Consider the following 22,461-nt stretch of genomic DNA (forward strand, 5'->3'; position numbering starts at 1 on the left):
CGCCTCTTGAGTAGCTGCGAGAGGCGTAGCCAATAAGGAGTGCTTTAACCGTGTGTGAATTGCTGGGCATGAGCGCCAATGTGCCAACAGATATTTGTTTTAGTTTTACAGGGTTAGTGCAACGAGGTGGTCGAACAGGCCCACATAGTGATGGTTGGGGAATCGTTTTTTACGAAGGGCGTGGTTTTCGTACCTTTAAAGATCCTGATCCTAGTTGTGAATCTCCTATTGCACGATTAGTGCAAGAATACCCTATTAAAAGCCAAGCGGTTATTAGTCATATTCGTCAAGCTAATCGTGGCAATATCAGTTTGGAAAATACTCACCCATTTACCCGCGAATTATGGGGTAAATATTGGACTTTTGCTCATAATGGCCAACTTACGGATTACACGACATTGCCAGTAGGCTCACGTCGTCCTGTTGGAGAAACGGACAGTGAGTATGCTTTTTGCTGGTTACTCAATGCGATGGAAACACGCTTTCCTACGCCACCAGATAATAAGCTCGAAGTGTTTCGTTACATTGCGACTTTGTGTGATGAGCTGAAACACAAGGGCGTATTTAATATGCTGTTATCCGATGGTGAGTATGTAATGGCATATTGTACCAATCATCTATATCGTATTACGCGTAAGGCGCCATTTGGCCATGCGACGTTAATCGATGAAGAAGTGGAAGTGAATTTTCAAGAAGAGACCACGCCAACGGATGTGGTGTCAGTGATTGCGACGCAGCCACTGACGCTCAATGAGCGCTGGTTAAGAATGAAGCCGGGCGAATACGGAATTTTCTATTTGGGTGAACAAGTCGAAACTAATTCACAAGAATTAATCCACGTCCCATTTGCTGAAAAAAAGCCGGGTAACCAAGCACCGAGTGAGCCCTTGTAATCCATTGGGTTGCGATAAAAAAAGGTTGATGCATTGCATCAACCTTTCTAATGTTTATGAGCTTAGCCGATTACTCGTCAGCGTAGCCATGCATACCAAGAGGTTCGCCATCAAGGAATGCTTTACCATTTTCCATAGTTAAACGATCTTCAACAAACCATTGCACGACCAGTGGATATATACGGTGCTCTTGGGTTTGTACTCGCTCTGTCAATGCATCGACAGTATCTTCATCGAAGATAGGCACTTTAGCCTGTAAGATGACCGGACCGCCGTCTAATTGCTCGGTTACGAAATGAACACTAGTTCCGTGTTCTTCATCTCCAGCTAAAATAGCACGTTGATAAGTATTTAATCCTGGATACTTTGGCAACAATGAAGGGTGAATATTGATCATTCTCCCTTTAAAGTGGCGGACGAAATCATCACTGAGGATGCGCATAAAGCCTGCTAATACGACTAAATCAGGGTTAAATGTGTCCATTTGACGCATCAATTCCAAGTCATAAGCGGTGCGACTTGCGAACGCTGCCGGATCGATAAAGACTGGCTCTGCATCGGCTTTTTTAGCGCGCTCTAAGCCATAAGCTGTTGCTTTATTTGAAAAAACAGCCGTGACTTTACCGCCTTTAATGCTGGAGTTACAAGCATCAATAATCGCTTGTAAATTCGAACCATTTCCTGAAATTAAAACAACTACACTTTTCATAAATTATTGTATCTCGACTTGAGCTTCATTCGCATTTGAGTCGGCAATTGTACCGATAACCCAAGCAGTTTCACCCTCTTTTTGTAAAAGATTGACGGCGTCTTCCGCTTGGTCTGCTGGAAGGGCAATGATAAGACCAACCCCACAGTTAAAAGTACGGTACATTTCATGCTGTGTAACGTTACCTTTTTCTTGTAGCCAATCGAAAATAGCAGGCCACTGCCAACTGTTACCGTCAATTACTGCTTTTGTGCCTTCTGGTAGCACGCGAGGAATGTTTTCCCAGAAACCACCACCAGTAATATGCGAGATCGCATGAATATCATGAGCTTCAATCAAATTTAGCGCAGATTTGATATAAATTTTGGTTGGCTCAAGTAAATGTTCGCCAATGGTTTTGCCATTAAGCAATTCGTTTTTATCAGCGTGAGATACCTCTAAAATCTTACGAATTAGCGAGTAACCATTCGAATGAGGGCCACTTGAACCGACTGCGATTAGAGAGTCACCAGCAGCGACTTTCGTGCCGTCAATGATGTTTTCTTTTTCAACAACACCGACACAAAAACCTGCGACATCGTAGTCTTCGCCTTCGTACATACCAGGCATTTCTGCTGTTTCACCGCCAATCAGGGAGCAACCAGCTTGCATACAGCCTTCTGCGATACCAGTTACAACATCAGCTGCGGTATCCACATCTAATTTTCCAGTTGCGTAGTAGTCGAGGAAAAAGAGTGGCTCACCACCTTGAACAATGAGATCGTTCACACACATCGCAACAAGATCGATACCAATGGTATCGTGTTTTTTCAGATCCAATGCGAGACGTAGTTTGGTGCCTACACCATCAGTACCTGACACTAGGACGGGATGCTTGTATTTGGTCGGGAGTTCACATAGCGCACCAAATCCGCCAATGCCACCCATTACTTCAGGGCGACGAGTACGTTTTACTGCACCTTTAATACGATCAACAAGCGCATTACCAGCGTCAATATCGACACCAGCATCTTTGTAGCTAAGAGAAGTGTTGTTACCGCTCACGGGACATCCTCAGTTCTAGTTTAATTGGAAAACGGCGATATTCTACAAGTGTTAAAACAAAAAGGAAAACGTTTGCGTCAGTTTTTTTCGTCATTTTTTACGAAAATAGTCTCGTATTCGTTCTCGAAGGCTGGCGCAGCCTTATTGCTCATGCTCTATAGCGAAAAGTAATGGTTTACATAGCGATGTAAAATTAATAGTAATCGGTGTATAATCCGCAGGTTTATTCAAATTGCACCGGAGATGGAAATGAAAGTTGTTGAAGTGAAACACCCGCTGGTAAAACATAAATTGGGTTTGATGCGTGAAGGTCAAATCAGCACGAAACGTTTTCGTGAGTTAGCGACAGAAGTGGGTAGCCTTTTAACTTATGAAGCAACCTCTGACTTTGAAACAGAAAAAGTCACCATTGAAGGTTGGATGGGTCCGGTAGAAATCGATCAGATCAAAGGTAAAAAGGTGACGGTTGTGCCTATTTTACGTGCTGGTCTTGGGATGATGGACGGTGTTTTAGAACACATTCCGAGTGCACGTATTAGTGTTGTGGGTGTGTACCGTGATGAAACGACATTAGAGCCGATTCCTTACTTTAACAAGTTAGCCTCTAATATCGATGAGCGTATGGCATTAGTTGTTGACCCTATGCTAGCAACGGGTGGCTCAATGATCGCGACGATTGATTTACTCAAAGAGCAGGGCTGTGACCAGATTAAGGTCTTGGTCTTGGTGGCGGCTCCTGAAGGTATTGCCGCACTTGAAAAAGTCCATCCGGATATCGAGCTTTATACTGCAGCGATTGATGAAAAATTAGATGAGAAAGGCTACATCGTCCCTGGTCTCGGTGATGCTGGTGATAAGATCTTTGGCACAATGTAATGTGCTGAGTCACTAAGTTTTAGCATGAATTAAAAAAGGGAGCTCGTTTAGCTCCCTTTTTAATAGTGGTTACACGCCAATGCGGTGCTTATTTTTTTAAGCTTAGCGTGCCGCCGGATTTTTGGTGCTGACGATGATTGTCCGACTTTTTCACTGATGATGAATTAGGACGCCCACCGCGTTTTGAATTCGGTGCGTGGCGCAAGTTATCTGCATTATTGCCACGGAACGTACGCGGGTTTTGGTTGCGGCGTGCTTTCGATGGTTGATTTTCTTCGCGGCTATCGTAGAGCTTAGCGTCGGTCGCGCGGCGAATATGTCGGCCGTGCTCAGTCTGTCGAGAGGCTTCCTCGGTACTGACGGAGCCTTCACACATCGCTAAAATGGTATTAATTTCTTCATCAGTCAAGTAACGCCATTCGCCATTCGGTATGCCATCCAATGAGATATTCATAATGCGCACGCGGCGCAGTTTGAATACTTCATAACCGAGTGCTTCACACATGCGGCGAATTTGGCGATTTAATCCTTGTGTCAGTACAATGCGGAAACTAAATTTAGTTTCTTTGGTGACTTTACACGGTAAGGTGACGGTATCAAGAATATTGACACCTGACGCCATTTGCTTCAAAAACGATTCTGTGATCGGTTTATCGACACGAACCACATATTCTTTCTCGTGGTGGTTACCCGCACGGAGAATTTTATTAACGATGTCACCATCATTGGTCAAAAAAATCAGACCATCTGATGGTTTATCTAAACGCCCGATAGGAAAAATACGTTTGGAATGACCAATAAAATCGACAATGTTTCCTGGAATATCACGTTCAGTGGTGCAGGTGATCCCTGTCGGTTTATTGAGAGCGATATATATGGATTTCTCTTTACTGCCAATAGGCTTACCATCGACATAAACGCTATCAGACGTCGTCACTTTTACGCCCATTTGAGGTTGCTCTCCATTTACGGTAACTCGGCCTTCTTCGATCAGTTTATCGGCGGCTCGACGCGAGCAAAAGCCAGTTTCACTGATGTACTTATTGAGACGCTTCTCGGCGAGTGTTGACATGGGATCTCCTCAAAATTTCATCGGGATAATACGTGACACCTCACATGGACGTGTACGTTTTAAAAGAGCGCGCATTCTAACAGGTCTCGGTATTTAGCCAAGACGTTTTTGATGGTGCTCTTTGTTTTCTAATTTTTGCTGTGGCGTCTTTTTTAATAAAACGTAAACTGCGCCAGTGCCGCCATGGTATTGTTGTGTGCTATGCATACATTGCACATCGTTGATCTGTGGTAACCAATAGGCGACGTAGCTTTTGATAAGCGCAGGAGGGTTTGAACGCTCTCCTTTGCCATGCACGATCATGACGGTGCGTAACTCTAAACGCAGACATTGCTTAAAGAAGGCTAATATTTCCTCGCGCGCTTGCTTTAATGTGCGGCGGTGGAGGTCAAGGCGAGCTTGAATCGGGTACTTACCCAAGCGTAATTTACGAAAGACCCCTTCCTGTATACCGTTGCGTTTAAACGAGATTATTTCATCTGGCTTGAGCATGGGGGCACTATCTAAGGATAAGTATTCAGGGTCGCGTTCAAGAAAGTGAGTGGCAGCCGTTCGGCGAGCTCGGTGAGCTTCTGTCACGGTAACATTGGGCTGGCATTCTGCGGTGTCATGAGTGAGCGGTTTGACATCCTGCATCATTTGTTGGAATAGTTCAAAATCGTCGTCGGACATAGCGGCTCTTTCTTACTTAGTAAACAGAGTGATTATATCAAGCCTAAGTGAAAGATATCTATAAAAGAGATAAAAAACCGGAGCAGAATCGAGCCACTCCGGTGGACAACAAGTATACGTTGTTAGAGACTTAGTGAGGAGATGTGTCGTCAGTATACTAATGAACGTTGCAAATCAGCAGGTAGACACTCACTATTATGCCTGACGACGAATCTACCATAGCACTTTAGTTAGGCAGATTAATGATCCAAATCAAATCTGATGGTGGAAGTGAAGGGGACGCTGAAAACGTGAGGATTTGCTCACATTACTTGCAACTTGCTGGCTATTTGAGCGAGTGAAACTTGTTTTTCGATAAAGTGCTTGCACGTTTCCATAGAATCCGTATTATACCGCTCGTTGTCAGCGATAAAGCGTCGTTACAACTTATCGGTGAATAGCGCAGTTTGGTAGCGCATCTGGTTTGGGACCAGAGGGTCGGGGGTTCGAATCCCTCTTCACCGACCACATTTTAAAGCCTCGACAGCAATGTCGGGGCTTTTTTGTTTCTAATGCCAAAACGTTTCCGATGATATCGGCTGAGTCTCGCTCAGTGAGCGATGAAACATGAAGGCTGAATACACATGATTTGATTAAGCCTTCATGTTAGCAGGTGTTAGCGCAAAACTTTTAAAATTTGCATCCTACGCTTTTCGTTTTATTGAGTTTTTCAACGTTAAATCCGCGTTGCTCTAATTGACTGAGTACGTTATTTGGCCCTATCAGGTGCAGTACGCCCACCACCATGACATACGTCCCTTTTGTATTGGGATAAAAATCTGAGCTGGTTAACTCATTGACCCAACGAGTATTACGAGCATCAACCAGCTCGGTCTGCATTCCATCGGATAGTTGATCGGTTTGCGCGAACTTCCATAAATGTTTTTCATCACCAGATGTCCAACTTTTAATCAAACACTGCATTACTTGGCGGTTCTTTTTCCAATCTTTGATAGCAGAAAGCAGCAGAGACTTACCTTGATCGGATTGTTGAGTTAGTAAATTTATTTGTGATTGTAGTGATTCTAGCCCTAGAACGGGCGTATGTTGACGAGTAGCTTGCGCTAATAGGTAGCTGTCAACGCCTTGGGTTGCATCGTAGCCGAGCTGCTTCATTGTCAGGGTTTGAATAGAGAGTGCGGCGGCCCATGGCGACATAGTGCGATATTGCTGGCTATTGACCCCGAGCTGCTGAGTGACGCTATCTAGGGTTGAGAGTTGCTGCTCATTAAGAACATCTTCTGTTTTGACCGTTTGCTTTGGATAGCTGATATTTGACGCGTGACGAATATCGGTCTCGACAATGAGTCCATCACTATGTGTGAGAGCTTGGGTGATTGTGTCTGGTAATGGATACATGGATTGGGTGCCGACATGGACAGAACCAATCACATAGATATTTCGCTCACCTTTCGTTAAGTGCCAATATAAAGGCTCGGCTTTAGAAGAAAACGAAAAAGCGGTTAATATACTGGCGATGAGGCCAATCGAAGAGGTTAAACGCATAACAATATCAGTTCTTAATAACAGGTGAGGATACTGTACGGTCTTTATCGCTTAATGAGAAGCGGGAAATGTTGTTGATAATACATGATGTGAGATAGTCACGTTAAGTGCGTTCTGGCACTTAACGTGACGACGAGGCTATTGGTTTTTTTGCGATGGCGTAAACCAGCGCAAGCGATTCGCGTTGGTCACCACCGTAATCGAGGAGAGTGCCATTGCGGTTCCTGCGACCACGGGGCTTAACATAAATCCGAATGCAGGGTAGAGGGCTCCTGCTGCAATTGGGATGCCGAGTGTGTTGTAGAAAAAGGCACCCAATAAGTTTTGTTTGATATTACGCATCGTCGCTTTTGATAAGTCGATGCTGTGCACTATGGTCATCGGTGATGAATGTAATAATGTGATTGAGGCCGTATCAATGGCGATGTCACTGCCTGATGCCATGGCCATACTCACATTAGCTTGAGCAAGGGCGGGCGCATCATTCATGCCATCACCGACCATGGCGACCATGCCATACTGTTTTTGGATGGCTTCAATATGCTGCGCTTTTTCATCGGGCAATACGCCCGCGATAACTTGCTGCAGGCCTAGTGTTGATGCCATCGCATCGGCGACGTGTTGATTATCTCCGGTCAACATCACCGTATGAATTCCTCGAGCTTTTAACGCTTGTATGGTCTCGAGCGATTCATCTCGTAACGGATCCGAAATAGCGAAGCATCCTAGAATGTTGTTCTCTCGGGCAATAAGAACAGGGGTCCATGCATTGCTTTGATAGTGCTCTAATGTCGATTCTATCTCAGAGAGATCGATGTCGAGTTCTTGCATATAGCGAATAGATCCCACAGAGACTGTCCCGTTTTGATGAGTTGCTGAGATCCCTTTTCCCCTTTGACTACTAAAGTCGCTGACTTGCGCGGGAGTCACCGATTGATTGAGGGCATATTGGCTAATGGCTTGAGCGAGCGGATGTTCGGAGTGTTGCTCTAAGCCATAAGCTAAACTGACGACCTCTTTTTCTGGAGCCACAAAGGTTGCCTCTTGTACGCCAGGTTGTCCTTGCGTCAGCGTGCCCGTTTTATCAAAGACGACAGCTGAAACTTGGCTTGCGGTTTGTAGCGCGTCGGCATCTTTAATCAACATACCTAGTTCTGCCGCTTTACCTACGCCAACCGTAATTGAGAGTGGGGTGGCAAGGCCGAGTGCACAAGGACAAGCAATAATCAGCACACTCGTTGCCGCGACTAACATATAACTTAACGTTGGTTGTGGACCTATTATGTACCATACCAATGCGGTAAGAATGGCGATGGAGATAACAATAGGAACAAACACCGCAGAAATTTGATCTGCGAGAGTCGCAATTTTAGGTTTGCTGCTCTGGGCTTGGCGCACCATCTGAATGATGCGCGATAACAGGGTATGGGCACCAATATTTGTCGCTGTAATCACTAACGTCCCATCTTGGTTGAGTGTTCCTGCTGAGACAGTATCGGATTGAGCTTTGTGCACGGGCATCGGTTCGCCGGTCAGCATGGCTTCGTCTACGTACGAATCACCGCTCACGACTTCGCCATCAACGGGAAATTTTTCTCCCGGTTTGATGCGCAATTGCATTCCTTGTTCAATGTTGTCCACCAAAATGGATTCTTCTTTGCCCTCTCGAATCACGGTGGCCTGATCTGGCTGCAGTTTTATCAAGGCTTGTAATGAGTGAGTGGTCCGCGCTTTCGCTTTGGTTTCAATATAATGGCCTAAAGAGATAAGCCCAATGATCATTGCACTGGCTTCAAAGTAGACATGTCGTGAGGCAAGTGGAAACCAGTTGGGGATGAGAATCACCGCTATGGAATACATCCAAGCGACCGCGGTGCCTAATGCGACTAAGGTATCCATGGTGGCACGTTTGTGCACAAGAGAGCGCCATGCATTGATAAAGAAATGACGACCAGCCGTCGCTAATACTGCCAAACAAACCATACCAATGATGCCCCATACAAGCCGTTGCATGTGGGTTGTCACTGACATATCACCGCCTAATATCCCCCACAGCATGAGCGGCAATCCTGTGGCCAGTCCTAAGATCGCATTACGCAAATGGTTTTTTTTCGTTTGGTTGAGCTGCTCTTGTTGTTGGCGCTGCTGATCAGCAGCATCCTCCACGGGATGAGCGTGATAACCGGCTTGCTCAATTGCCTTGACTAAGGCATCAACATTTGCCACATGGCCTATTGCTAATGCACTTTGCTCTGCTAAGTTAACTTGCGCACGTTGTACTCCGCTAACCGATAATATGGCTTTTTCTACCGAGGATACGCAACTCGCACAGCTCATACCTTCGACCATGAGAGATATACTGTCATTGCTTGGCGTCGCCGATGTATGCTCAATACCTTGCTCTGTCGGCGTTACGCTGGAAGTCTGGGGGGGAGTGTCGCTGGGTGTCGCATTCTCTTGCTGAATTTCTTCATCTATCGCTTGGTAGCCTGCATTGGCTACTTTGTGTTGAATCTCTGCTTTAGAGAGTGGCGTGGTTAAAGACAGCCTCTCTTGGGTCACCGAAAGATTGGCTATGTCTTCATCGGGTTCAAGGTATTGAGTGAGCGTTTTGACACACCCACTGCAATGTAACCCGTCGAGAGCAAAGGTATAGTCATATCCTGCGCTGTAACCTAGCACGTTTATGCTTTTCAGTATCTCACTAAAGCTTGCTTCCGCATCTAACTCTATGAAGGTTGGAGATATTTTATCAATAATACACCCTTGAATATCTTGATGTAATTGACGCTCCAGTTTTCGTGCACATCCCATGCAATGAAGTCCGCTGAGTGGCAGTGAATAATGTCGCATGTGTGCTCCTTAGTGAGTAAAGAATAACAATAAGAATTAAGCATAAACCTTACCCTTACGTTAAGGTCAATAGCCGAGAGTCATTAAGTTCATCGATTACTGGTCAACTAATCAAGGCCAATGCTGTAAACGATAATTGTCGTTAATATCCTCGCAATGGTAGACTATGACTAAATTTCACTTACGCTGTCGATTTGGCGTAAGGTCCATAGAAAGGTATTCATAATGACGGTTAAAACTCGTTTTGCTCCTAGCCCAACCGGCTATCTTCACGTTGGCGGTGCTCGTACCGCATTGTATTCTTGGTTATATGCGAAAAACCAAGGTGGTGAATTTGTATTACGTATTGAAGACACTGATGTCGAACGTTCAACGCAAGAAGCGGTAGATGCCATTCTCGAAGGCATGACCTGGATGGGGTTAGATTGGGATGAAGGACCTTATTATCAAACGCACCGTTATGAGCGATATAACGAAGCGGTAGAGCAATTATTAGCCGATGGTAAAGCCTACAAATGTTATGCGTCAAAAGAGCTGTTGGATGAAATCCGCGCTGAGCAAGAAGCAAACAAAGAAATGGCCCGTTACGATGCTAATCACCCAAAAATTAAAGCGGTGAATGATGCAGCGAAAGACGGCGACCCATGTGTTGTGCGTTTTCGTAACCCGAAAGAAGGTAGTGTGATCTTTGACGACCAAATTCGTGGTCGTATCGAGATAAGCAATAGCCAGTTGGATGATTTAATCATTCGTCGTACAGATGGCTCACCAACTTACAACTTCTGTGTGGTGGTTGATGACTGGGACATGGGGATTACTCATGTGATCCGTGGTGAAGACCATATCAACAATACACCGCGTCAAATTAATATTTATGAAGCGTTAGGCGCGTCAGTACCGACGTTTGCACACTGTGCCATGATCCTTGGTGATGATGGTGCCAAACTGTCAAAGCGCCATGGTGCTGTGTCGGTGATGCAATATCGCGATCAAGGTTACCTGCCAGAAGCTCTGATGAACTATTTGGTTCGTTTAGGTTGGGGGCATGGTGATCAAGAGATTTTCACGCCAGAAGAAATGGTTAAGTTCTTCGATTTGCATGATATTTCTAAATCGGCATCTGCTTTCAATACGGAAAAACTGCAGTGGTTGAACAACCACTACATCAAAACATTGGATGCAGACTATGTTGCTAAACATCTTGAATGGCATTTCAGCGACCAAGGTATTAATAAAGAAACAGGGCCTGCGTTGGCGGATGTTGTTCGTTTGGTGGGTGAGCGTACCAATACATTGGTAGAGTTAGCGCAACAATCACGTTATTTTTACGAAGATTTTTCTGAGTTTGATGAAAAAGCAGCGAAAAAACATCTCCGTGGTGTTGCTAAAGCGCCGCTTGAGTTGGCGCTTAGCAAGATTGAAGCGTTAAGCAGTAGCGATTGGACGACGGAAAACTTGCATCAGGTTATTGAAGCCGTATGTACTGAGCTTGAAGTCGGCATGGGTAAAGTCGGTATGCCATTACGTGTTGCTGCGACAGGTGCTGGTCAATCACCATCTGTTGATGCTGTCATGCAACTGATTGGTAAAGAGCGCATGATTCAACGTATCAAGTTGGCATTGGATTACATCGCTAAGCGTGAAGCGAACGCACAGTAACACCGTTTCGCCATCATGTATAAAAAAGCCGCAACGGATGTTGCGGCTTTTTCGTTATTAACGCTGTTTATCCACAGAATGAGTTGGGGCACCTACTAGAGAGTAGCTAACACGCAAAGCCACCATAAGGATCATGTCCTTATTTCAAATCGATGCTATTTAAACGCCCCATGTAGACAAGAATATCTAAATATTCTTTATGGGCATCCAATAAGGCCTTCTTTGTTTTGCTATACGCGGCTAACTTGCCATGTTTATTAATCGAACATACGACACTTTTGAACGTGCATTTACCTTGTTCATCATAATGTCGCCACGCTGCAATGTAACAGGCATCACGACAATCAGGGTTATCAATTGTGGGTCTAGGCTTGTAAATGATTTTGGGTTCTAAACTATGAGGAAGGCGGGTCATGAGATAGGGATCTTTTAAAATCCTTCGCCAATGCTTCCCCCACATTTCTGAACCGAGTTCATTACGTAGTCTTATTGCCTTTTGTAAACCACGTTTTTCACCAATTCGTACAAAGCCAACCGAGCGATGTAATACATTATCATCCGGAGTATGAATATGAATTTTATATGCGGTTTTTGCTTTCGAGATGAATCGATGACCGGTATTGGTCTCCAAATTACTTTTTTTCATTTTCTTATCTATCGGTCTGTATTAATCAAATAATATGATTAGTAGCAAAATGTCGGAATCATCGACTGATCAAAACCAGACCTTAACTTAGCTATTTCAGATTTTGGTCAAGAATATGCGATATTACGTCAGTACTTGTCGCTCGATAAGGCTTCTGTGAACTTGGTTCAGATTTTAGAGAGCTATAAGGGGGAATGATGCCATCACCTGGCAGAACTTCATTAGAAGCAGAATATGGTATCCCCTGCGAGATTCGAACTCACGTCTAAGACTTAGGAGGTCCTTGTTCTATCCAGCTGAACTAAGGGGACACGTTAAGAATGTGTATTATATAGTATTTTTGATGGGGATTGAATATGAGGATGAAAAGTTTATCTCGCCGTTGATGATACAACGCCACGCTAAAGTCGTCGCGTTGTATCGATGGCGTTATCTATATCTATCATCAAGCGGTTTATTCATGACATCGCCAATGCGGACACTGGCGGCAAGATCTGGCTGGTTGATCGTTGCCTCTGCATCATGTTCATAGACTCTTGATACCGTGAGTGACACATCACTACGTGTGACTTTAGTTCGTGGCAGGCCGCGTTGATCAATAAACGAGCCCGTGTGCCAAAGCTGCAGTTTATCACCTTGTTTCACGCCGTGAATACGTCCAAGATTAAGCGTAATCGTGTTGCCAAAGCGAGCCACGACTTCAGGCAAAGTGATTTTACAGGCCAGTTCATTTTCAAGATCCAACATCACATCACGACTGACCTGACGTAGCATATGTCCATAGCTTGATTCCCAGAACCGCGCTGTTGACGTATCCACTTGGCTGGTGCGAGCAAAGGGCCACACGGCTTCATCGCGGTAATTTTTATCGACAACACGTGCGCCAGTTTTGCCATCGAAGACTTTCATGTTCATGGCAAACTCACGACTAATACTCATATCCGATTGTCCATTTTGGAGGTAGGTTGAGCTTAGGTCTGTGATATCGCCTGTCACAATATATTGCGCACCGGTATCCTCAGCGATCATTTTAACGCGCTCAGGGCTTTTCTCATTGACGTCGTATTTAGTTTCTCCGAGTGAGACAAAACTGCGAGAATCTAAGGCTACTTGACGGCTGAGAACCTTAGTGAAGCTTTGGCCTACATCATAAATATTACCCATGACAGCTTGTTGAGGAGAATCGACTTTGACATGGGTAAAAAGCACCGTCTTTTTATATTGCTGGGTATGGCAAGCGGTTGCCTCAGGGTATATATCGATACGGATATTGACGCGAATATTGCCGCGGTGTGCATCTATTTTATCTACACTCATATAACGTATTTCATTATTGGCAAACTGATACTGATCGCGATCGTCAGTGATTAACTGACCGATATTGCTGATATTACCCAAATCCCCACCGGCAAAGTTGACGGCTCGGTATAAAGCATCTTTTATTGCGTTAGTGCGTGCATCTTCAATTGAAGATACCACAGGGGCTGTACCGGTCACTTCATACCACGCGGCCGCGGCAGGAGGGGTTACGGTCATTGCACAGGCAACGCTTAGGAACAAAGAAAATCGTTTTTTCATCATTATTTACCAGTTAGGTACAAATCTTGCTTTGGTTATCATAGCTGATGGAGATATGGCTATTCTGAATGTATTGTGACATATAGAAAAGCAAAGAGCGTTCCAGTTTTGACGATTGACTGAAAATGAACGCCTATATCGTAATCCTTGATTGGAGATGAAGAGAATGAAAAAGTGGCTGACTCTCGTGCCGGTGTTATTTCTCACCGCGTGCGCATATTCACCCATCTATACCGGTAAAGAGCAGTATAGTGGCTCCCGCTTCATGTTAATGACAAGCCCACAACATACTTTGAGTTATTTTGTGGGAAGTATGACAGAAGATTTGATTGAATCGAATACGAGTGTTACCGCTCAAACACCGATTGCTGTGACATCGTTTGTGGATTTACAAAACTTAGACGCGACTAATTGGTTAGGGAACTCGGTATCAGAAGGGTTTATTAATCAATTCCAGCAGCGTGGTTTTAAAGTGGTCGACTTTAAAACCACAGGCTCTATCCAAGTCACCCAAGAAGGTGACTTCGCGTTAAGTCGCGATTGGAAAGAACTTTCGAAAGAGCAACAAGTTCAGTATGTAGTGACTGGTACTATGGTTCGTCAAAATGATGGCGTATTGGTCAATGCACGGGTTATTGGTTTGCAATCTCGGATCGTTGTCGCGACGGCAGAAGGCTTTTTACCCGCCGATCGTATAGGGCGAGATCTAGATACGTTGGATTCAATGAGAACCAAAGATGGTGTGCTCATTCGCTCTAATCCGAATATTATTCGTCGTGATACGATTATCTTGCGACATTAAGGAGAGGTGGCATGAAATTAGTGAGTAAAGTAATAATGATAATCGCCGTCTTTATACTGGCGGGCTGTCAACCTCTCAGGGCTATAAATAAACCTGTTTACCTTAATGCTGTCGGGTATGCGACCATTAGCGAACAAAAAGGTCGTGATGAGCATGAGAAACAAGTACGAGCTATGCGAGCATCAAAAATGGATGCTTATAAAGAGCTGGCAGAGCAAGTGTATGGTGTGAGAGTCAGTGGACGTGCCAATGTCCGTGATCAACGTTTAGGCGCCGAGGAAACGAAAAATTCGGTTGATGGTATTATTCGTGGTGCAGAAGTCGTTCGCAGTTATAAAGTTGACGACAGTTATGTGACGGAAATGCGTTTAAATATTGAAATCATGTCCAAGCTACGAGGGTTTGGTGAAGTGCAACGCGTACCAGATCGCCGCCAAAGAACTTTATTTTAAGCTGTCATCGTCATATTTCTCTTCATGGCATTCAGTATCAACAAAAAAAAGCGTCCTATTTAGGACGCTTTTTTGTTGATACTGCTGCTCGATTAGGCTTTCAAATTCGTACCTAGCGTTGAGACACCGCGCGTTTTACCGGTTTCTGTATAGGTCATACCTGTTTTTCCTAAGCTCTGCTGCATAAGGTTATTGAGTTTATTAAAACTCATTTGGGCACGCGTGAGAGCTTCGCCATTGACAGCGTTAGCTTCTTGGCAGCGTGAGACTAAAGTCCGAATATCTGCCACCATATTACTTAAGTCATCATCTTCGACGAGCGTCGCAAGATCAGGATGAGTGGCAATACGTTGGTCAGTATTATTTAATTGCGAGACAAGCGTAATCTTCTGCTTAGCGTAGGCTTCAATATCTGCAGATACTCGTGCCGTGATCGCAATTTTTTCGTTTTCTAACAGCTCAGTTAATGCTTGCGCATTTTGATACTGGAATTCGACTAAGTCTTTAAGTGCTGCCATACCTTAATATCGCCATCTGGTTTGTAATGATTAAGCGTGACCACCTAATTCATTTTCAAATTTTATCATGCTATCAGCGAGTTTCTCTGGGTCAACCACATAAGAGCCATTGGCAATGGCGTCTTTAATTGCGGCAACTTTTGCGCTATCGAAGCTCGGGCTATTTGCCATACTGCTTTTCATTTCTTCCATCGCTTTACTTTGCGAACTTAAAGACACAGCATCACTACGTTGCTGTGGTGTCTGTTTCGTTTCGCCAGCTTGATGTGAAGAAACATTGTTTTCTGAACGTGCAGAGCTACGGTTCGTTGTCGTCAACGACTGCCCTGAGCGTATATTATCAATGCCTGCCATAAGCGGAGCCTTTAATCAAAGTAGTTGTGTTGTCTTTTCTGGTATCGACTCTACACATATTTTCTTTAGTAATTTTTACCAGAAATAAAAGTGAATGAATATTGATCTATTAGAATTGTACCAAAACTTTACCCACTCCGCTCACTTTTGCATCAATAATGCGGTTGGATTTGTTATTTTTCACTTTTATTTGTTCTCCCAAAATGCCATCGGACAATGCCGTGCCTTTTGTTGTGATAGACATGCCTCCGCTACCTGCATGAATAATAACGGTATCGTTACGACAAATAATGCAGACATCATTTTGTGTAATAACATCGCCCACTTGCAAGCTCCGCTTTAGTTTGGCACCTAATAGCATATCGGGATTACTAAATCCTTGCCGACGAAAACGCAGCATATCTTCCATACTTATACTAGTATTTTGGGACGTAATAATTTGTCCACGGCCTAATTGTGTTGCGGCTGTGACCATCGGAATCGTGAGTGTAAGTTTGACAGGCACGTAGAGTTTCCAATTATCAGCCTGACATTTTACGAGCACAGTAATGTGGCTTGCCGAGCCATTATGAGATGAAGATGATGTTTCTAAAGGATTGGGGCATTGGGTGGCATACACACGACGGTCAATGTCGGCCGCCACGGCATTGATTTTGCCGCCAGCAGGTGCTTGGATAGTGTGTAAAATATGTTGCTCTGCAGCATGTTGAATTAATTTTATTTGTTGTACTGTTGCAGACAGCACATTTGTACTAAAGAAAAGTAATAAAAAGCCGATAGTGGTATTAAAAGTTCTATAGGAAGTTCTACACTTAAGAGATGCATGCAAGGCAAAACGAGTTTTTGTTTTCATGGTTAATTCTCTAGTTTCTTTAATAGCCACTAGTAGACTATCACTTTTAGAAGAAAAGTTTGAGATGGAGATAAGCTTATGACGGGTATTCTCGATTCTGTGAATCAGCGTACGCAACTCGTCGGCCAGAACCGATTAGAATTACTCACGTTCCGTTTAAACGGACGACAACGCTATGGAATCAACGTCTTTAAGGTTAAAGAGGTCCTGCAGTGCCCGAGGCTGACTGCCATGCCAAACTTACACCGTCTTGTTCGTGGTGTCGCTCATATTCGTGGTCAAACCGTTTCGGTAATCGATATGAGTTTAGCTACAGGGGGACGCCCAACCGCAGATATTGAAAAAGCCTTTGTCGTGATTGCTGAGTTTAACCGCACTATCCAAGCCTTTTTGGTCAGCTCGGTAGAACGTATCATTAATATGCACTGGGAAGCAATTTTGCCACCACCAAGTGGCGCTGGTCGTTCGAACTATTTGACAGCGGTGACAAATATCGATAATGAGCTCGTTGAAATTATCGATGTTGAAAAAATTCTCGCAGAAATTGCGCCTGTGAATGAAACGATGGATGAATCGATCAGCCAATCTTTTGCTGAAGCAGAGCAAGATACCGATATTGTTCGCCGAATTTTAATTGCGGATGATTCTACGGTAGCAAGAAAACAGGTACAGCGAGCTATTGAATCTATCGGTTTCGAGTGTATCCTTACTAAAGATGGTAAAGATGCCTATGAAAAGCTAGAAGAAATGGCGAAAGAAGGCAGTATTTATGATCAAATCTCTTTGGTGATCTCGGATATTGAGATGCCAGAGATGGATGGTTATACCTTGACTGCAGAGATTCGACGTAACAGTGAATTGAAAGATCTGTATGTGATTCTACACTCATCATTGAGTGGGGTGTTTAACCAAGCCATGGTTGAACGAGTAGGGGCTAATTCCTTTATTGCTAAATTCAATCCAGACGAACTTGGTAATGCAGTGAAAACGGCACTTATAAAATAAAAGAGAATTGAATGACTGCTATAACAATAAGCGATCAAGAATATCGTGATTTTTGTCGGTTCTTAGAATCTCAATGTGGCATCGTATTAGGAGATAGCAAACAGTATCTCGTACGTAGCCGTTTGAGTCCTTTGATTACGAAATTCAAATGTGATTCATTATCCAGCCTGTTGCGAGATGTTGTGACGGGACGTAACCGAGAGTTACGTGTTGCCGCTGTCGATGCGATGACGACGAATGAAACGTTGTGGTTCCGTGATACTTATCCATTTCAAGTTCTTTCTGAACGTCTATTGCCAGAAATGGCGGCCAATAAGCGTCCGATTAAGATTTGGTCTGCGGCAAGCTCGTCCGGTCAAGAACCTTACTCTATGGGAATGACCATCTTAGAAATGCAGCAGAAGCGCCCCGGGTCTCTGCCTAATGTGTCGATTACCGCAACGGACATTTCATCAAGCATGTTAGATATGTGCCGTTTAGGGGTGTATGACAATTTAGCTCTTGGTCGAGGTTTGTCCCCAGAGCGACGTCGCGCGTTTTTTGAAGATGCGGGTGATGGTCGTATGAAAATCAAAGATAACGTTAAGCGGTTGGTGACTTTCAAGCCACAAAACCTGATGGAGAGCTATGCAGGATTAGGTAAGTTTGACATTATTTTTTGTCGTAATGTTTTGATCTATTTCTCGGCTGATATGAAATCAAAGGTTCTCAATCAAATGGCGGGGAGTTTGAACCCCGGAGGTTACCTCTTACTAGGGGCATCGGAGTCGTTAACCGGATTGACAGACCGTTTTGAAATGGTGCGCTGTAACCCAGGTATCATTTATAAGCTTAAAGCGTAAATTATCAAAATATTCAATGAAAGCCTAAGCCATCGTGCTTGGGCTTTTTTATTAGGATAAAACCTGACGCCCTTTTCAGTGTCCATATCATTAAAGACAAATTTATTATATAAATAACCCTGACATTTCAAATTTGGCTTGCCAATTGCAACCTTTTTTCATGACCGATATACGTTAGAGAAAAGAAAAGTTGGTACGCAAATTGCTAATATTATTTATAACAAAGGTTACTAACGGTTAACAGTGGTCATTTCCATTTAAAGAGGCAACTATGGCTATTTCTTTTGACAAAGCTCTTGGGGTACACCAATACACAGTGGGGCTTCGTGAGCGCAATGCAGAGTTGATTGCAACTAATATTGCTCAAGCGGACACGCCAGGATTTAAAGCAAAAGGGATGGACTTTCAACAGGCATTGCAGGCGGCAACATCTGGTACCAGTATGGGATTAGATATCACCGACGGTCGGCATATACCTGCCTCTTCAAGTATGGGTTCAGGTGATGTGCTATTTCGCACACCGACACAACCTGATACCGGAGATGGTAATACGGTTGACGTAAACTTAGAACGTAACTTATTTATGCAAAACCAACTACGTCACCAAGCCTCTTTAGATTTTCTCGGTGGAAAATTTAAAGGTTTAACCAAGGCACTGAAAGGGGAGTAACAAGATGGGCTTATTTAATGTATTTAATGTGACTGGTTCAGCAATGAGTGCAGAATCTGTTCGTCTCAATACCACCTCTAGTAACTTGGCTAATGCTGATAGTGTCAGTAGCTCGGCTAAAGATACGTATAAAGCGCGACATGCAATATTTGGTGCTGAGCTTAATAAGGCGAACCGTGATGATCCGAATGTTCCCGTAAAGGTTTTAGGTATTGTAGAAAGTAACAAGCCGCTACGTGCTGAATATAATCCAGAGCATCCATTGGCCAATGAAGACGGTTTTATTTATAAACCTAACGTGAATGTGATGGAAGAAATGGCCAATATGATTTCGGCTTCTCGCTCGTACCAAACGAATGTACAGGTCGCGGATGCGAGTAAACAAATGCTGCTGCGTACGCTGCAGATGGGTCAATAAGGGGATAACGTATGGCTGGTGGAGTAAATAACGTTGGTCAAAGCGGTTTGTCCTATGTTGATCAGCTTAAAAGCTTGCAAGAACAGAAAAAGCCGACAGAAGAGACGGGTAAAAAGAACCTGAAACAGGAAGACTTTTTATCGCTACTCACTAAGCAGCTTTCTCAGCAAGACCCGTTTAAGCCGGTTGGCAATGACAAAATGATTGCCCAAATGGCATCGTTTGCCACGGTGGATGGCATCGGTAAAATGAATAAGCAGTTCGAAAGTTTGAACTCATCGATGACCTCAAATAAAGCATTACAAGCCTCATCATTGGTAGGACGCGATGTACTCGTACCAGGTGCTGCAGGAACGAAGCAAGAAGGGAAGGGCATGGCTGCAATGGTTAACTTGCCGCAACATGTCGATAACCTGATGGTTCGTATTGAAGATGCACATGGTCAATTGGTGAAAACATTTGATGCAGGAGCAAAGCCGGGTGGCGATTCTCGCGTTGAATGGGATGGCAAAGATCAGAACGGTCAGCCATTGCCGGCCGGCAGATATAAAGTGAAAGCTGCTGGTATGGTGGATGGACAAAGCAAAGAGTTTAGCGTGTCTACCTATGCAAATGTGAATAGCGTTTTGCTTGGGAAAGATAAAGGTAACGTACTGCTCAATCTAGCTGGTCATGAATCACCAGTTCGACTTGCAGAAGTACTGGAAGTTGGCAAAGCGTAATTACGTTAGCTAGATAGGAGAATTTGAAATGTCATATACATCTCTTAGCGGTCTGTCCGCAGCACAGTTAGATTTGAATACTACGAGTAATAATATTGCAAACGCAAACACATTTGGCTTTAAAGAGTCTCGTGCTGAGTTTGGTGATGTTTACTCTAATTCGTTGTTTACGAATTCTAAAACCACGCCAGGTGGCGGTGTTCAAGCCCAGAAAGTAGCGCAACAGTTCCACGAAGGTTCGAGTATTTATACGAATAATCCGATGGATTTACGGATCTCTGGCACAGGTTTCTTTGCGGTAGCGAAGAACCGTTTGACACCGCAACAAAATGAAATGACACGTAATGGTGCCTTTCACATCAATAAAGATAACTTTGTAGTGTCATCCAATGATGAATACTTATTAGGGTATCAAGTGGATGCAGATACCGGTGATGTTGCCTCTTTTGAACCACAGCCTTTAAATATTCCGTCTGAATTTGGTAAGCCAAAACAAACAGCGAATGTTGAGGTAGGAGTGAACGTACCTGCCAATGGGGATTTAAAAAATCCGCAACAGTTCGATTTCACTGACCCTGACACCTATAACCGTTCAACCTCGTCGACGGTGTATGACTCTATGGGTCAATCATACAAAATGACAAGCTATTATCTGAAAGATCAAACTCAGCCTAATACTTGGCAAGTGTATTACACAGTTACCGATAAAAATGGTGAAAAACCGCTAAATATACAAAATGGTGATGCGGTGGCTGGCAGTGGTCAAGCGGGCCATACCATGAAGTTTAATAACGATGGGACATTAGCGAGCATTAATAATGGTCAGCCAGTTATTTCTCAGGCAATGGGCAGTGGCGATAACCCAATCGATATGAATGGTGCCGATCCTACGCAACAGATCAATTTCGACTTACGATCAGCAACCCAATTTGCCTCTCCATTTGAATTAACTAAATTTGATGAAGATGGGGCGACAACCGGGTTCTTAACCAAGATTGACTTTGATGAAACGGGCAATATTCAGGGAACCTATTCAAACGGTGAAAATATCACATTAGGCCGAGTAGCCTTAGTGCGAGTCGCCAATGAGCAAGGTTTGGATAAGAAAAGTGGTACTCAATGGGATTCAACTCAAGACTCTGGAGATAAAGTATGGGGTGAATCTGGCCAAGCATCATTTGGTTCGGTGAAAAACGGAACACTTGAGCAATCGAACATTGATATGACTCAAGAGCTGGTGGATCTTATTTCAGCTCAACGTAACTTCCAAGCCAACTCTCGTGCATTAGAAGTGCATAACAAGCTACAACAAAACATCCTACAAATTCGTTAATATTTATTGTATGAGCTGGCGGCAATCGCCAGCTCATGCGTGGTTACCTATTGCCTCTTCGTTTTCTTCTCTTTGCCTCTCTCTAGACATTTATTCGCTTCAATATCATCTATCACCATGATTTTAAAATGATTTTAAAGATGGCACGCCAATTGCTTTATACTAAGTAATAGACGTTTCTGGAGCATATTATGGACCACGCACTTTACCTTGCGATGAGCGGGGCAAAACAAAACATGCAAGCCATGCAGCTACGAGCAAACAATCTTGCGAATGTGAGTACCACAGGTTTTCGCGCGGATTTGCAACAAGCTCGTGCTATGCAAGCTTATGGTGAAGGGTTGCCAAGTCGTGTGTTCAGTATGAACGAACGTCCAGGTAATAATTTCCAGCAAGGTAGTGTGATGACAACGGGCCGAGATCTTGATGTGACGATTGAAGGTCAGGGGTGGATTTCTGTGATGGATAAAACCGGCAAAGAAGGCTTAACGCGTAATGGTAACTTCAAGATTGACGATACTGGGCTATTACTTAACGGCAATGGACATCCGGTTTTAGGGCAGAATAATGCGCCGATTACGTTACCTGTTCCGTTAAGCAAAATAGAAATCGGTAAAGATGGAACCATTTCTGTACAGCCACAGGGTGCCCCAGCGGACGCGATGGAAGCGGTTGATAGAATCAAACTCGTGCGTCCCGATGATCGCACTTTGTTTAAGGATACCAATGGTCTATTTCGCTCTAAAACTCCCAATACCGAGTTTCAAGCGGATGCCGGTGTCAAAGTATTAACAGGTGCATTAGAGGGCAGTAATGTAAATGCTGTCGGTGAAATGACCAGTTTAATTGATTTACAGCGTCGTTTTGAGATGCAAGTCAAAATGATGCGTACAGCAGAAGATAACGACAAATCGTCTGATTCGCTGCTTCGTATGAGTTAATGAG

The 22,461-nt window shown here is 43.9% G+C and carries 23 protein-coding genes and 2 tRNA genes; 13 read left to right on the forward strand and 12 right to left on the reverse strand.

Annotated elements, in window-relative coordinates; genetic code table 11:
* Positions 1-50 precede the first annotated feature (50 nt).
* Positions 51-893, forward strand: a complete 843-nt coding sequence (locus OCU30_RS03200) for a class II glutamine amidotransferase (protein WP_077311409.1) — start codon at positions 51-53, stop codon at positions 891-893.
* Positions 894-963: 70 nt separating this feature from the next.
* Here OCU30_RS03200 and purN read toward each other — a convergent pair whose 3' ends face one another.
* Both purN and purM read right to left on the reverse strand, forming a co-directional pair.
* Positions 964-1,602, reverse strand: a complete 639-nt coding sequence (purN, locus tag OCU30_RS03205; protein WP_077311411.1) for a phosphoribosylglycinamide formyltransferase — start codon at positions 1,600-1,602, stop codon at positions 964-966.
* A 3-nt stretch (positions 1,603-1,605) separates the two neighbouring features.
* Positions 1,606-2,646, reverse strand: a complete 1,041-nt coding sequence (gene purM, locus OCU30_RS03210; protein WP_077311413.1) for a phosphoribosylformylglycinamidine cyclo-ligase — start codon at positions 2,644-2,646, stop codon at positions 1,606-1,608.
* A 249-nt stretch (positions 2,647-2,895) separates the two neighbouring features.
* On the opposite strand from purM, the gene upp reads away from it, so the two are divergent.
* The gene (gene upp / locus OCU30_RS03215) at positions 2,896-3,522 is read left to right on the forward strand and encodes a uracil phosphoribosyltransferase (RefSeq protein ID WP_205408758.1); all 627 of its coding nucleotides are present in this window, start codon (positions 2,896-2,898) and stop codon (positions 3,520-3,522) included.
* 88 nt (positions 3,523-3,610) lie between these two features.
* Here upp and rluF read toward each other — a convergent pair whose 3' ends face one another.
* Together rluF and smrA are read right to left on the reverse strand one after the other, a co-directional pair.
* Positions 3,611-4,594, reverse strand: coding sequence for a 23S rRNA pseudouridine(2604) synthase RluF (gene rluF, locus OCU30_RS03220; protein WP_077311417.1), 984 nt, complete (start codon positions 4,592-4,594; stop codon positions 3,611-3,613).
* A 93-nt stretch (positions 4,595-4,687) separates the two neighbouring features.
* Positions 4,688-5,266: a DNA endonuclease SmrA gene (gene smrA, locus OCU30_RS03225; protein ID WP_077311419.1), complete on the reverse strand. Its 579-nt coding sequence runs from the start codon at positions 5,264-5,266 to the stop codon at positions 4,688-4,690.
* Positions 5,267-5,696: 430 nt separating this feature from the next.
* Here smrA and OCU30_RS03230 point away from each other — a divergent pair.
* Positions 5,697-5,773 (forward strand) — tRNA-Pro (locus tag OCU30_RS03230).
* Between the two features lie 162 nt (positions 5,774-5,935).
* Here the strand turns inward: OCU30_RS03230 and OCU30_RS03235 are convergent.
* Together OCU30_RS03235 and OCU30_RS03240 are read right to left on the reverse strand one after the other, a co-directional pair.
* Entirely contained in the window at positions 5,936-6,811 is an 876-nt protein-coding gene (locus OCU30_RS03235) for a TraB/GumN family protein (protein WP_077311421.1), read from the reverse strand.
* A gap of 138 nt (positions 6,812-6,949) precedes the next feature.
* Positions 6,950-9,664, reverse strand: coding sequence for a heavy metal translocating P-type ATPase (locus OCU30_RS03240; protein ID WP_077311423.1), 2,715 nt, complete (start codon positions 9,662-9,664; stop codon positions 6,950-6,952).
* Positions 9,665-9,889: 225 nt separating this feature from the next.
* On the opposite strand from OCU30_RS03240, the gene gltX reads away from it, so the two are divergent.
* Positions 9,890-11,323, forward strand: a complete 1,434-nt coding sequence (gltX, locus tag OCU30_RS03245) for a glutamate--tRNA ligase (RefSeq protein ID WP_077311425.1) — start codon at positions 9,890-9,892, stop codon at positions 11,321-11,323.
* A gap of 139 nt (positions 11,324-11,462) precedes the next feature.
* Here the strand turns inward: gltX and OCU30_RS03250 are convergent, their stop codons facing one another.
* The 3 genes from OCU30_RS03250 to OCU30_RS03260 form a co-directional block, all read right to left on the reverse strand.
* Positions 11,463-11,969 carry a Fe3+-citrate ABC transporter substrate-binding protein gene (locus OCU30_RS03250; RefSeq protein WP_077311427.1) on the reverse strand — a complete coding sequence of 169 codons (507 nt, stop codon included), beginning with the start codon at positions 11,967-11,969 and terminating at the stop codon, positions 11,463-11,465.
* A 235-nt stretch (positions 11,970-12,204) separates the two neighbouring features.
* Positions 12,205-12,280, reverse strand: a tRNA-Arg gene (locus OCU30_RS03255).
* Between the two features lie 118 nt (positions 12,281-12,398).
* Entirely contained in the window at positions 12,399-13,547 is a 1,149-nt protein-coding gene (locus OCU30_RS03260) for a flagella assembly protein FlgT (protein WP_077311428.1), read from the reverse strand.
* A 166-nt stretch (positions 13,548-13,713) separates the two neighbouring features.
* Between OCU30_RS03260 and OCU30_RS03265 the strand changes: the two genes are divergently transcribed.
* Together OCU30_RS03265 and OCU30_RS03270 are read left to right on the forward strand one after the other, a co-directional pair.
* Positions 13,714-14,349, forward strand: a complete 636-nt coding sequence (locus tag OCU30_RS03265) for a FlgO family outer membrane protein (RefSeq protein ID WP_077311430.1) — start codon at positions 13,714-13,716, stop codon at positions 14,347-14,349.
* 11 nt (positions 14,350-14,360) lie between these two features.
* Positions 14,361-14,801 (forward strand): LPP20 family lipoprotein, encoded by a 441-nt coding sequence (locus tag OCU30_RS03270; protein WP_095532873.1) that lies wholly within the window; start codon positions 14,361-14,363, stop codon positions 14,799-14,801.
* A 92-nt stretch (positions 14,802-14,893) separates the two neighbouring features.
* Here OCU30_RS03270 and OCU30_RS03275 read toward each other — a convergent pair whose 3' ends face one another.
* The 3 genes from OCU30_RS03275 to flgA all read right to left on the reverse strand — a co-directional run bounded on the left by OCU30_RS03275 (position 14,894) and on the right by flgA (position 16,526).
* Positions 14,894-15,319, reverse strand: coding sequence for a flagella synthesis protein FlgN (locus OCU30_RS03275; protein ID WP_077311432.1), 426 nt, complete (start codon positions 15,317-15,319; stop codon positions 14,894-14,896).
* Between the two features lie 30 nt (positions 15,320-15,349).
* Positions 15,350-15,673, reverse strand: coding sequence for a flagellar biosynthesis anti-sigma factor FlgM (gene flgM / locus OCU30_RS03280; RefSeq protein WP_077311433.1), 324 nt, complete (start codon positions 15,671-15,673; stop codon positions 15,350-15,352).
* Positions 15,674-15,782: 109 nt separating this feature from the next.
* Entirely contained in the window at positions 15,783-16,526 is a 744-nt protein-coding gene (flgA, locus tag OCU30_RS03285; protein ID WP_077311435.1) for a flagellar basal body P-ring formation chaperone FlgA, read from the reverse strand.
* A gap of 78 nt (positions 16,527-16,604) precedes the next feature.
* Between flgA and OCU30_RS03290 the strand changes: the two genes are divergently transcribed.
* The 7 genes from OCU30_RS03290 to flgF all read left to right on the forward strand — a co-directional run bounded on the left by OCU30_RS03290 (position 16,605) and on the right by flgF (position 22,457).
* The gene (locus OCU30_RS03290) at positions 16,605-17,531 is read left to right on the forward strand and encodes a chemotaxis protein CheV (RefSeq protein ID WP_077311437.1); all 927 of its coding nucleotides are present in this window, start codon (positions 16,605-16,607) and stop codon (positions 17,529-17,531) included.
* Positions 17,532-17,542: 11 nt separating this feature from the next.
* The gene (locus tag OCU30_RS03295) at positions 17,543-18,373 is read left to right on the forward strand and encodes a CheR family methyltransferase (RefSeq protein WP_077311439.1); all 831 of its coding nucleotides are present in this window, start codon (positions 17,543-17,545) and stop codon (positions 18,371-18,373) included.
* Positions 18,374-18,644: 271 nt separating this feature from the next.
* Entirely contained in the window at positions 18,645-19,043 is a 399-nt protein-coding gene (gene flgB / locus OCU30_RS03300) for a flagellar basal body rod protein FlgB (RefSeq protein ID WP_077311441.1), read from the forward strand.
* A 4-nt stretch (positions 19,044-19,047) separates the two neighbouring features.
* The gene (flgC, locus tag OCU30_RS03305; RefSeq protein ID WP_077311443.1) at positions 19,048-19,461 is read left to right on the forward strand and encodes a flagellar basal body rod protein FlgC; all 414 of its coding nucleotides are present in this window, start codon (positions 19,048-19,050) and stop codon (positions 19,459-19,461) included.
* An 11-nt stretch (positions 19,462-19,472) separates the two neighbouring features.
* A complete protein-coding gene (flgD, locus tag OCU30_RS03310) occupies positions 19,473-20,183 on the forward strand; it encodes a flagellar hook assembly protein FlgD (RefSeq protein ID WP_077311445.1) in 711 nt (236 codons plus the stop codon).
* 28 nt (positions 20,184-20,211) lie between these two features.
* A complete protein-coding gene (gene flgE / locus OCU30_RS03315) occupies positions 20,212-21,516 on the forward strand; it encodes a flagellar hook protein FlgE (protein WP_077311447.1) in 1,305 nt (434 codons plus the stop codon).
* A gap of 191 nt (positions 21,517-21,707) precedes the next feature.
* Complete coding sequence (gene flgF / locus OCU30_RS03320) at positions 21,708-22,457, forward strand: flagellar basal-body rod protein FlgF (protein WP_077311449.1); 750 nt, start codon at positions 21,708-21,710, stop codon at positions 22,455-22,457.
* Positions 22,458-22,461: the final 4 nt, after the last annotated feature.

The organism is Vibrio palustris (genome assembly GCF_024346995.1).
GTDB classification, from domain to species: domain Bacteria; phylum Pseudomonadota; class Gammaproteobacteria; order Enterobacterales; family Vibrionaceae; genus Vibrio; species Vibrio palustris.

What these genes read in the sequence shown, in the direction of transcription:
- flgF (WP_077311449.1), top strand. Translation starts at nt 21,708, where the DNA reads ATGGACCACGCACTTTACCTTGCGATGAGCGGGGCAAAACAAAACATG.
- flgM (WP_077311433.1), bottom strand. Translation starts at nt 15,673, where the DNA reads ATGGCAGGCATTGATAATATACGCTCAGGGCAGTCGTTGACGACAACG.
- OCU30_RS03240 (WP_077311423.1), bottom strand. Translation starts at nt 9,664, where the DNA reads ATGCGACATTATTCACTGCCACTCAGCGGACTTCATTGCATGGGATGT.
- smrA (WP_077311419.1), bottom strand. Translation starts at nt 5,266, where the DNA reads ATGTCCGACGACGATTTTGAACTATTCCAACAAATGATGCAGGATGTC.
- OCU30_RS03270 (WP_095532873.1), top strand. Translation starts at nt 14,361, where the DNA reads ATGAAATTAGTGAGTAAAGTAATAATGATAATCGCCGTCTTTATACTG.
- OCU30_RS03250 (WP_077311427.1), bottom strand. Translation starts at nt 11,969, where the DNA reads ATGAAAAAAAGTAATTTGGAGACCAATACCGGTCATCGATTCATCTCG.
- OCU30_RS03295 (WP_077311439.1), top strand. Translation starts at nt 17,543, where the DNA reads ATGACTGCTATAACAATAAGCGATCAAGAATATCGTGATTTTTGTCGG.
- flgA (WP_077311435.1), bottom strand. Translation starts at nt 16,526, where the DNA reads ATGAAAACAAAAACTCGTTTTGCCTTGCATGCATCTCTTAAGTGTAGA.
- flgE (WP_077311447.1), top strand. Translation starts at nt 20,212, where the DNA reads ATGTCATATACATCTCTTAGCGGTCTGTCCGCAGCACAGTTAGATTTG.
- OCU30_RS03275 (WP_077311432.1), bottom strand. Translation starts at nt 15,319, where the DNA reads ATGGCAGCACTTAAAGACTTAGTCGAATTCCAGTATCAAAATGCGCAA.
- OCU30_RS03290 (WP_077311437.1), top strand. Translation starts at nt 16,605, where the DNA reads ATGACGGGTATTCTCGATTCTGTGAATCAGCGTACGCAACTCGTCGGC.
- flgC (WP_077311443.1), top strand. Translation starts at nt 19,048, where the DNA reads ATGGGCTTATTTAATGTATTTAATGTGACTGGTTCAGCAATGAGTGCA.
- upp (WP_205408758.1), top strand. Translation starts at nt 2,896, where the DNA reads ATGAAAGTTGTTGAAGTGAAACACCCGCTGGTAAAACATAAATTGGGT.
- OCU30_RS03260 (WP_077311428.1), bottom strand. Translation starts at nt 13,547, where the DNA reads ATGAAAAAACGATTTTCTTTGTTCCTAAGCGTTGCCTGTGCAATGACC.
- OCU30_RS03265 (WP_077311430.1), top strand. Translation starts at nt 13,714, where the DNA reads ATGAAAAAGTGGCTGACTCTCGTGCCGGTGTTATTTCTCACCGCGTGC.
- OCU30_RS03235 (WP_077311421.1), bottom strand. Translation starts at nt 6,811, where the DNA reads ATGCGTTTAACCTCTTCGATTGGCCTCATCGCCAGTATATTAACCGCT.
- purN (WP_077311411.1), bottom strand. Translation starts at nt 1,602, where the DNA reads ATGAAAAGTGTAGTTGTTTTAATTTCAGGAAATGGTTCGAATTTACAA.
- rluF (WP_077311417.1), bottom strand. Translation starts at nt 4,594, where the DNA reads ATGTCAACACTCGCCGAGAAGCGTCTCAATAAGTACATCAGTGAAACT.
- flgB (WP_077311441.1), top strand. Translation starts at nt 18,645, where the DNA reads ATGGCTATTTCTTTTGACAAAGCTCTTGGGGTACACCAATACACAGTG.
- flgD (WP_077311445.1), top strand. Translation starts at nt 19,473, where the DNA reads ATGGCTGGTGGAGTAAATAACGTTGGTCAAAGCGGTTTGTCCTATGTT.
- gltX (WP_077311425.1), top strand. Translation starts at nt 9,890, where the DNA reads ATGACGGTTAAAACTCGTTTTGCTCCTAGCCCAACCGGCTATCTTCAC.